Origin of the sequence: Exiguobacterium sp. RIT594, assembly GCF_003339585.1 — a bacterium.
Lineage (GTDB): Bacteria > Bacillota > Bacilli > Exiguobacteriales > Exiguobacteriaceae > Exiguobacterium_A.
In genome coordinates this window covers 25,804-34,574 of record NZ_QPKF01000010.1, presented here as the reverse complement: position 1 = coordinate 34,574, position 8,771 = coordinate 25,804, and the positions used below count along the sequence as shown (strand labels likewise).

The 8,771-nt window shown below is 41.1% G+C and carries 11 protein-coding genes; 10 read left to right on the top strand and 1 reads right to left on the bottom strand.

Translation table 11 applies throughout. The annotated features are described in order from the left end of the window. A partial coding sequence (locus tag DVG79_RS15515) for a hypothetical protein (protein ID WP_147269825.1) occupies positions 1 to 534 on the bottom strand: 534 nt, incomplete at its 3' end. A 201-nt stretch (positions 535 to 735) separates the two neighbouring features. On the opposite strand from DVG79_RS15515, the gene DVG79_RS15510 reads away from it, so the two are divergent. From DVG79_RS15510 to DVG79_RS15470, 10 genes are all read left to right on the top strand, one after another. After that, a complete protein-coding gene (locus tag DVG79_RS15510) occupies positions 736 to 1,650 on the top strand; it encodes a ParA family protein (protein WP_114597481.1) in 915 nt (304 codons plus the stop codon). Positions 1,651 to 1,663: 13 nt separating this feature from the next. Then, the gene (locus tag DVG79_RS15505; RefSeq protein WP_114597480.1) at positions 1,664 to 2,104 is read left to right on the top strand and encodes a hypothetical protein; all 441 of its coding nucleotides are present in this window, start codon (positions 1,664 to 1,666) and stop codon (positions 2,102 to 2,104) included. Between the two features lie 2 nt (positions 2,105 to 2,106). After that, positions 2,107 to 2,871 (top strand): hypothetical protein, encoded by a 765-nt coding sequence (locus tag DVG79_RS15500; protein WP_114597479.1) that lies wholly within the window; start codon positions 2,107 to 2,109, stop codon positions 2,869 to 2,871. A 353-nt stretch (positions 2,872 to 3,224) separates the two neighbouring features. After that, positions 3,225 to 3,713 (top strand): helix-turn-helix transcriptional regulator, encoded by a 489-nt coding sequence (locus DVG79_RS15495; RefSeq protein WP_158537549.1) that lies wholly within the window; start codon positions 3,225 to 3,227, stop codon positions 3,711 to 3,713. Between the two features lie 344 nt (positions 3,714 to 4,057). Next, complete coding sequence (locus tag DVG79_RS15490; RefSeq protein ID WP_114597477.1) at positions 4,058 to 4,246, top strand: hypothetical protein; 189 nt, start codon at positions 4,058 to 4,060, stop codon at positions 4,244 to 4,246. Between the two features lie 15 nt (positions 4,247 to 4,261). After that, positions 4,262 to 4,486: a hypothetical protein gene (locus tag DVG79_RS15485; RefSeq protein ID WP_050678812.1), complete on the top strand. Its 225-nt coding sequence runs from the start codon at positions 4,262 to 4,264 to the stop codon at positions 4,484 to 4,486. 92 nt (positions 4,487 to 4,578) lie between these two features. Beyond that, the gene (locus DVG79_RS16130; protein ID WP_158537548.1) at positions 4,579 to 5,670 is read left to right on the top strand and encodes a hypothetical protein; all 1,092 of its coding nucleotides are present in this window, start codon (positions 4,579 to 4,581) and stop codon (positions 5,668 to 5,670) included. 22 nt (positions 5,671 to 5,692) lie between these two features. Then, positions 5,693 to 8,062 carry a VirD4-like conjugal transfer protein, CD1115 family gene (locus tag DVG79_RS15480; protein ID WP_158537547.1) on the top strand — a complete coding sequence of 790 codons (2,370 nt, stop codon included), beginning with the start codon at positions 5,693 to 5,695 and terminating at the stop codon, positions 8,060 to 8,062. 12 nt (positions 8,063 to 8,074) lie between these two features. Continuing rightward, complete coding sequence (locus tag DVG79_RS15475) at positions 8,075 to 8,329, top strand: hypothetical protein (protein WP_114597475.1); 255 nt, start codon at positions 8,075 to 8,077, stop codon at positions 8,327 to 8,329. A 16-nt stretch (positions 8,330 to 8,345) separates the two neighbouring features. Continuing rightward, positions 8,346 to 8,762 (top strand): hypothetical protein, encoded by a 417-nt coding sequence (locus DVG79_RS15470; RefSeq protein WP_114597474.1) that lies wholly within the window; start codon positions 8,346 to 8,348, stop codon positions 8,760 to 8,762. The last annotated feature ends 9 nt before the right edge of the window (positions 8,763 to 8,771 follow it).

Genomic DNA, 8,771 nt, shown 5'->3' with positions numbered 1-8,771 from the left:
AAGAATTAATATACTTTTAAATGTCAGAATCTGATCCGTTAGAAGACCTTTAGTGTTTGTAAAAATAAGATTACCTTGCTTATTTTCTCCCCATTTAGAATGAATTATCTTATTTCTATAATTTTTTAAATTGTGATAAATGGATGATATAATTAGGTAAATTTCTTTCTCTTTTATTGAATTAGGAAGTTTAACAGTCCGTTTTTTTAAGAGACTATCAAATTTTTCTGCCTTATCTACAAAGTTTGATGTATAACTGACTTTATTTCCGTCCAATATCCATTCTACAAACATGTCAATAGTTTTGTAAGAATTTACAAATAGTAAGGGGCTTAAGTCTTTGTAAACATCAATTACTGAATTATATGACATTGAATCATTAAGTTGAATATGATGAGTATATGTTTTTTCCTTACTATCAAACTCAATAACGGAGGGCCTAATGTTTTTTTGATACGAAATTAAATTACTAACTTTTGCTAAAATCCACTTTTCATATTCTACTTTTTCATTTAATTTATTTAAATTGAACACTCTAACCATCCTCCTTTTTTACAATAAATTACTTTTATTATAGATTAACTCATTCGGTTTATCTATAATTATTTGATGATAATTCATTCTGGAAACTAAAAAAATACTCTTTATGTATTTTTATGGTTTTTAAAAATGGTGAATTCTTAAATTTTGTAATATAATTCTTAATTGAACTATATCAGTATTGGAGGAAATGAAATGAGTGCAAAAAGTATTTCGATTTTAAACATGAAAGGTGGAGTTGGCAAAACAACTACCACAATTAATTTAGCTATTGAATTAGGTGAAACTCACAATAAAAAAGTTCTTGTAGTCGATTTAGATCCTCAATTTAATTCAACACAATCTTTATTTATGTACACTTACAAGAATTTAGACACCTATTTTAGTTTACGTGATTCAGGTAAAACAATTAGTTCTATCTTATCGTCTGGACAGAATGGTGTAACACGCAGTAGAGAAGGGCGTTTAGCAACAGCAAATGAAGATTCAAACATCATACACTCTCTAACAGATAATTTAAAAATACTCCCAGGTGATTTAGCGCTAACAGTTGAAGCAAATAGTGCATCATCAATAAAATTAAAAAACTTTTTTAGACAATATCAAGTCAAAAATGATTTTGATTATATTATTTTTGATTGCCCTCCAACCTGGGGTATATACACAACATTAGCATTAGATATGTCTGACTTTTATTTAATCCCTACTAAGCTTGATGAATTTTCAACTATTGGAATAGACATTCTCACTCAGAAAATAGAAGAATTTGTTTATGCTTTAGATGAACATAAATCTTTACTATGCTTAGGTTTAATTTACACTTTAACAAATAGAAGTAGATCACAAAAAGGAATTTCACGTGATCAAAATGTAATAAAAAATATAGTAGAACGGCATTTTAGTGAAGAGTTAGAAGAATCCTTAAGATCTAAAGTTATCCCATTCTCTCCTATTTTGCCTTTCTATCCATCAATTGCACATAAATCAGCTGTTTATTCAGAGCATACCAATATTCCTCTGCTACAGTTAAGAATGAATGATATTACAAGTGAAATTATAAGAAGATGTGAAAATCCAAACATGTTACAGTTAGAGATAATACATAGTTGAGGATGATTATTATATGAAGATTAAAGAAATTACCAATCTAACAGATTTAGTAAGTTTTAAAGGGAATAGTAAGATTGAAAGAAAAGCAATGTTTATTGGCTTAGTCAGTTCTACAATTCTTTCTAAAGAACTCTTTAAAAAGAATGAAGATTTAAAAGAGTATACAGATATATTTAGAGATAATAATAGTAGTAGTTTTAAGGATTACATTTTTGCTTCTCGAACACAAGTTATAGCTAAAGTACAACGTTTCTTGTTAGAAACTCTAACTGATGATAACTTCGATAATATAATAAATAAACACGTATATTATATAGAGAAAAAAAATATAGAAATAAAAAATACAAAATACAACGAGAATAAAAAAGTAAATTCTGAAATAAATAGAAAAAAATCATTGATTGAAGAAATGTACAAAAATCGTCTTCGTAATCAAGACAGGAACGATAACTAAGAATGAGACATCACAATACTCTTCATAAACAACGAGACTATGACTTTCAGAAAATATTAGAAGCTCTTAGTCAAGAGTCTTTGAAAGGTCTTACTTTAAATAAAGAGATATTAGAGTTGCTAAAACCAAGTCATGAAAAAATTTTTTATTTTAAACATTTGATTGATCTTAAACAAGAATGGTACTTAGAGGATTCAAAAGATTTCTTCACTGCATGTATAAGTATGTTGATAGAATGCATATTGCAAATCTCTATAGGTAGATACCGGACAACTCATATTTTGTTAAGATCTTCGTTAGAAGCATTGTGTAGCGGTATTTTTATTGAGCTACTTAATAAAAATCCAGACGAAAAATTCAGCCAAAATATTGATCAAATTAAGAAAGAATTGATTGCAGGATTTACAATTAATTTTGATAAGCGAAAAAGAAAATTATTTAGAAGAACAGTACACAATTATGTAGATAATTCTATAAAAAAAGATCTTTACTGGATGTTATCAGACTATGTACATTCTACTAAAAGAGAATTTTTAAGTACGGAAGAGTATATCGAAGACATGCTTGGAGTAGTCAAAACTCAAACTTCTGTCGACTTTGAAAATACTTTAATTGTTTTAAATAAGGTACTAAACAATTTGATACTTTTAACTCTGATAAGTGATTACGATTTTTATATCAAAGAGCCGAGAGAAATAGTACGCTTTGCAACTTCAAAATTTTCTAGCCAAGAAACAGATTTTTTAAACAATTGGTACAGTAGTTAAAGTATCATTAATAATTTTTACTATACAGTGAAGTATAAAAATTATAGTTTAATTACAAAATCAAATAAATTTTTAGTATTTTAAGTTCTTATTTTTAGAATTTAAAATACTTTTTTTATAGATTTATGCGTACAATCAAATTTGATTCTTTTACATTTTGAATACATAGTCTTAATTTCTGCTTATGATCTTACTTGAACTGATTGCTATATAAAGAACCATCATCATCTTACGTTTGTAATATATTTGACATATTAAAATAGTTATTCAATTAACGAAATAATCTGATATATTTTAACTATCACCAGGAAAACATTGTAATACAACAGTTCTCGAAGGAAAGGAGCATGTATATGTACCGATTCGGAGAGTGGTTACGACGTGAACGCTTAGAACATGGTTGGAGTCAGGTAGAGTTAGCAGAAAAGACGTATGGAGAGATCTCTCAGGCAGCCATTAGTGCCTACGAGCGGAATCGTTCACTTCCTTCTATCCTAGATGTTCAGATTCTTGCTACAGCCTGTGAACAGACGCTCGGATCTATCCCTTGGGATGATTTCGACTTAAGGGTGGAGAAGAAACGGAATTGGTCGCAGCTGAAGCAAGAACGTTTTGATCTAGCAGAACTTACACTTGCGGATTCCGTTCGTACGTTTGACGGTAAGACCTATCAGTTGCATGGGCGTATTGCCATCGAACAAGAGAGTAAAGAGACGCGAGAAATCTCACAACTCTATTACCGTATCCGTACTGTCGTCGGAGAGAATCAAGTCATCGCAAAACGAAAGCACCCAAAAGATGAATTAATTCACGTCTCACGTCGTAGACTCGTCCAACAGTAGTTCGTTTAGTTATATGGTTTTACTTATAAGCATCTTCAATGACAAGAAAAATAATGACTGTAGCAGCATATCGCTAAGGACAGTCCTTCCAATCACATACCGGCGTGTCCCTCACGAGTGACCGCGTGAGCGGGATATACGCAGAAATGGTTTGGCGAGAGTCGCCTAAAACTCGCCCACAGGTCACGTATTCGTTGAGGGTCAGCGAAAAACCCTAGACAGATGTCCGGTACCGGACATCAGAGTTCGTGGGAGAACGTGCTATAAACCCACCCCCTTGCTTCACTTCGACTGTCCTTAAGGATGTGCTGCTGCGCATCGACTTCAAGGAAGGAGTGTACGCCATGCCTACACGTGAACAAAAGCAGAACAAGACCTTTGCCGAGAAGTTACTCCGGATCCAAGGAAAAGACTATGAAGAATGGCTCGACACCCAGCATCAGCTCGTCATCCAAGAGAACCAAGAACTGATTTTAGAGGCACTCGACTCAAAACTGAACTTCACATCGTCTACATCCGCGTCACGGGATTGAGAGGAGGAAAAACAGATGGGATTGAATGAGACAGGACTCAGCTTACTCCAGTTCTTTCAAGGACTCGCTGTCATAGCGGCAGCTATCGCCTTCGCAGTTGGTGGCTTCTACTTTATCTTCGGAGGAGATCGTGGACGATCGAAAGCCGTCGGTTGGCTCGTCGGTGGTGCCGTCGGTCTGATCATCGTCATGGGTGCCTTTACGCTGGCGGAGATGGTCAACGACAACATCAAATTCTAATTGAACAAGTGATCGCACAGACCGTCATTCCAAACTGGATGGCTTTTTTTATTGCTTTCGTTACAATGTCTCGCTTCAAAGGAGGAGAATGTATGCTCTTCGTCCGTTTCACGGATGTGCCAAAAGACGCCTTTCCGAACTATGAGCGTCTCCCGTATGAGGAGGCGCTTTTATTATCAACTCAAGTCCATCAGGAAGCCCAGCAAGCGAACGAACGGTTTGCGAGCGAGTTCCGAATCTTCGACGATATTGACCAGCTCGTCTACAAAGGAACGTTTCAGTTTGGTGATCCGACCTATCTGAATCTTTATTTGCAACTGAAGGAAAGGATCCCACGCATCCGGATCCGAAAGGAGGATGCGACGAAGAAGATCCTATTACTTGAGAATCTGGAACGTTTGACACCGGAATCCTACAAGACGATGACGACCTCAGTGATTCAGCAACATCCGGACGCGACACACGTCTCCCGTTTACGTCGCGGACAGCGCCGTCTTGTCTATGGCGTCAGTGGTGTCAGTCTGTTGCTCCTCGGTGCGCTATCCGTTGTCCAACTGGTACAACCGGATCCACCGAGCGGTGTCCAAACGGCAACGTCAGATTGGCGGCCGCTTTATGAAGCAGCGTTGACCGGAGAGACGGAGCCGCTCATGCAACGTCTGGAAAAACAAAAGTCATTGAGTAATGAACAACAACAGTTTCTCATCACGCAGTATGTCGAAAAGCAAGACTACGATCAGGCGGTTGCTGTGACGGACGATCCGATCGACGTCGAGACGATCATCATGCAGTCGAAGCCATTTGCAACAGACCGTCAAGAGACACTGCAAGCGTTCCACGCGGTCCACCCGACGGATGAAGGGGCTTTCGATCTCGCCATCCTCAAGAAAGACTATAAACGTGCGGTCTCCATCCCGGATGTCGAGATGACGACCGCGCGCAAGGAGGAAAAGACACGTGCCTACATCGGTTTAAAAGATGTGACGAAGGCACAAGAAAGCGTCCAGCTGGTCCAAAACGAAGAATTAAAACAGCAAGTGGCAACACTCGTCCAGTTAGATGAAGAGATTCAAGCACTCGAAGATCAAAAACGACAGTTATCCGAGAAGACAGATAAAAAAGAGCTGGAGAAGCTCAACGAGTCGCTCGAAGCGAAGCAAAGACATGCCTCCTCTCTTCTTTAATGAAAGTGTGGTGACTGAAATAATGATGAACTTTTCACTTCGTTCCCTCGCTACATCCGCTTGGCTGTGGCGATGTCTTACCTTTTTGTTAGCTTTACCAGCTGTGTTGTTCTTAGTACTCAATGTCGTGTTTCAGTTCCTGCAACAGACCATCCAAAATCTCTTTCAGGACGGAAAGTTGACGACCGGTTCCCCACTTCAATACGATCCGAGTTGGTGGACAACGCTCGCCTGGTCGACCTCCGTCGCTTTCGCGCTGTTTGGTGTCTGTTTCCTGCTTGGTGGTTTTCTCTTATTGAAGTATTGGCTCAACTTCCGCGATCTCAAAGCAGCTCAAAAAGGCAGTGCCCGCTTCACGACGTTCCAAGAACTGAAGCAACAGTATCGGGATGTGCCGGATCGTAAAGAGACATACAGTGGCTCCGGTGGTGTTCCGGTCGGCCGTTATCGCGATCGTCTCTACATCGATGACAGTGCCGTCAATAATCTCGTCATCGGGACGACCCGATCGGGTAAGGGTGAGACGTTCGTCTTCTCGACGATCGACCTCTACAGTCGTGCTGAACGCCAAGCGAGCCTGATCATCAATGATCCAAAAGGTGAACTCTTCGCTGCCTCCAAAGAGACACTCGAAGCACGCGGCTATCAGGTCGAAGTGCTGAATCTGATGAATCCGTCGCAATCGATGTCCTATAACCTGTTGCAGCTGACGATCGACGCGTATCTGGACGAGAACTACTCCCTCGCTCAGCAATATGCCCGTTCGGTTGCCTACATGCTTTACCATGACCCGAAGGCGAAGGATCCGTTCTGGAGTAACTCCTCAACGGATCTCTGCACCGCCTTGATTCTCGGGTTATGCGAACAATCCAAACACGAACCGGAGAAGATCACGATGTATAACGTCGCCTTGATGCTATCCGATCTCGGCTCACGCACGGTCACTGATGGAATGGAACAGGAACAATCGGCACTCGACGCCTTTTTCGCGTCGTTCCCGGAGAATCATCCAGCACGTATGCAGTATGCGACGCTTCATTTCTCCGGGGGGCAGACGCGCGCGAGTATCCTCGCCAATACGAATGCCAAGCTCGGGATCTTTACTCTTGATGCGACGGCACGTTTGACGGCACAGAACTCCCTTGATATGAAACTGATCGGCTTCAACCGTTGGATCCGAGGACGTGCGCTTCCCTTGTCCCGGTTGACGTTCTACTTTCCAAGTGGGAAGCAGCTCGCCTTGACGACCGACGACGATGGGAGTTTCGTACTCCATCACGAAGAGATCCTCGAAGTTGATGCCACTATCATCGTAGAGAGTGAGAGACAACGTTACACCGTGACACTTACGGGTTGGACGGACGAGGCAGACGGGATCTTCGACTGGACGACGGATGCCCCGATCGACATCCGAGAGATTCGTCAGCACCCGCGCCCCGTTGCCGTTTTCCTGATCGTTCCGGACTATGATCCGACGTTGAACGTCATCGCTTCACTGTACGTCAAACAAGTCTATACATCGCTAGCCCGTGTCGCCTCACAATCGACGAGTGGACGTTGTGAACGGCAAGTCATCTTCTTGCTCGACGAATTCGGAAATATGCCAGCAATCGAAGGGATGGCGAACATCATCACCGTCTGTCTCGGTCGGAACATTCGTTTCAACCTCGTCATCCAGTCCTACGCGCAACTCGAGAATCTTTACGGAGAGGATTGGAAGACCATCGACGGGAACTGCGGGAATACGCACTACCTATTGACAGCGGATGAGTCGACGGCAGAATTGATTTCGAAGAAACTCGGGGAGCAGACGATCGTCACGAAGTCTCGTTCCGGACAGACCTTCTCACTTTCGAAGTCGAAGACGGAGAGTGTCGATGGCCGGCGCTTGTTGACAGCAACCGAAGTGATGGGACTGAAGGAAGGCGAGATGCTGATCATTCGGGTCATCAAACGACAAGACAAGCAAAAGAAACGGATCCAGTCCTATCCCCTCTTCCTGACCGGACGGACGGCAATGAAATACCGCTATGAATACTTGACGGATGACTTCAACACGGACCGTTCCATCAACGATCTCGTCATTCCCTGCGCACATGCGCATCTCGACCTGAATACGCTTCGTGTCCCCTTCCATCTCGGCGCCTCAGTTGCTTCGAAAACGGTGGAGACGGATGAGGAGACACTTGACGCAACAGAATGGCGCGTTTGTGATGTCCTGCAACCGAAAATTCTACGATCCATTTTTGAAACGACAGAATACGATACGCTATCCATCACAGTGTTCGAGCAAGGAATTTTAGATAAGACGATTCCTGTGACGGACAACCAGCGTCACTTTTTGAAGACAATTATCAGTAAACGACTCGAAAAACTCCGTCATGGCGTCTAAGGAGGGCATCATATGACAGAACTGACACGCACGGAGCGCGTCCAGCGTGAACTCCGCGTCATCGCGACCATCATCAAGGAGAACAAAAAGCGTCTCCGTCGCGGTGAAGTATTGAATATCCAGACCCAGGACGGCTTTCTCGTCGTATTTGAGGAAGAAGACCCAGACTCAGGCGACCGAAAAACTGTTACGCTTATAGACACATTCGATTTTCGGGTCCACGTCAGTAATGGCGATTTAACGGATCCGGAACAGGTGTCATCATAGGAAAAGGGGTGGAGGCATGCAAGCGAAACGAGTACTCTCCGGACTATTGATTTCCTCTGCGTTACTTTTAGTCGGTTGTAGTGAAAATAGTGAAGCAAAGTCTCTTAAACAAGTTTCTGTAAAAGAAATTGATCAACTAAAAGATAGTGATCAAAGTAATTTCTTACTTGTTGATAGCGACAGTAAAGCAGAATTTGAGCCTTATGTAGATAAAGTGAAGGACATCGCTGAGAAAGAGGACATACAAGTAAAATTATTTAATCCTTTTCAACCTAACGGGAAAGATTTAGAAGACCGTGCTACAGATGAACATGGAGAATTAAAGGGTGGTCGTCTGTACAAACTAGAACATGGTAAATTAGTTAGTTCTCTCGATCTCACTGCGTTAGATGACAAGGCACTCGAAGATGAAGTAACCTCTTTTATTGACTAAAAGCAGACA

Coding starts and splice junctions, on each gene's coding strand:
- DVG79_RS15475 (WP_114597475.1), top strand. CDS start 8,075: ATGACAGAACTGACACGCACGGAGCGCGTCCAGCGTGAACTCCGCGTC.
- DVG79_RS15495 (WP_158537549.1), top strand. CDS start 3,225: ATGTACCGATTCGGAGAGTGGTTACGACGTGAACGCTTAGAACATGGT.
- DVG79_RS15470 (WP_114597474.1), top strand. CDS start 8,346: ATGCAAGCGAAACGAGTACTCTCCGGACTATTGATTTCCTCTGCGTTA.
- DVG79_RS15480 (WP_158537547.1), top strand. CDS start 5,693: ATGATGAACTTTTCACTTCGTTCCCTCGCTACATCCGCTTGGCTGTGG.
- DVG79_RS15510 (WP_114597481.1), top strand. CDS start 736: ATGAGTGCAAAAAGTATTTCGATTTTAAACATGAAAGGTGGAGTTGGC.
- DVG79_RS15485 (WP_050678812.1), top strand. CDS start 4,262: ATGGGATTGAATGAGACAGGACTCAGCTTACTCCAGTTCTTTCAAGGA.
- DVG79_RS15505 (WP_114597480.1), top strand. CDS start 1,664: ATGAAGATTAAAGAAATTACCAATCTAACAGATTTAGTAAGTTTTAAA.
- DVG79_RS15490 (WP_114597477.1), top strand. CDS start 4,058: ATGCCTACACGTGAACAAAAGCAGAACAAGACCTTTGCCGAGAAGTTA.
- DVG79_RS15500 (WP_114597479.1), top strand. CDS start 2,107: ATGAGACATCACAATACTCTTCATAAACAACGAGACTATGACTTTCAG.
- DVG79_RS16130 (WP_158537548.1), top strand. CDS start 4,579: ATGCTCTTCGTCCGTTTCACGGATGTGCCAAAAGACGCCTTTCCGAAC.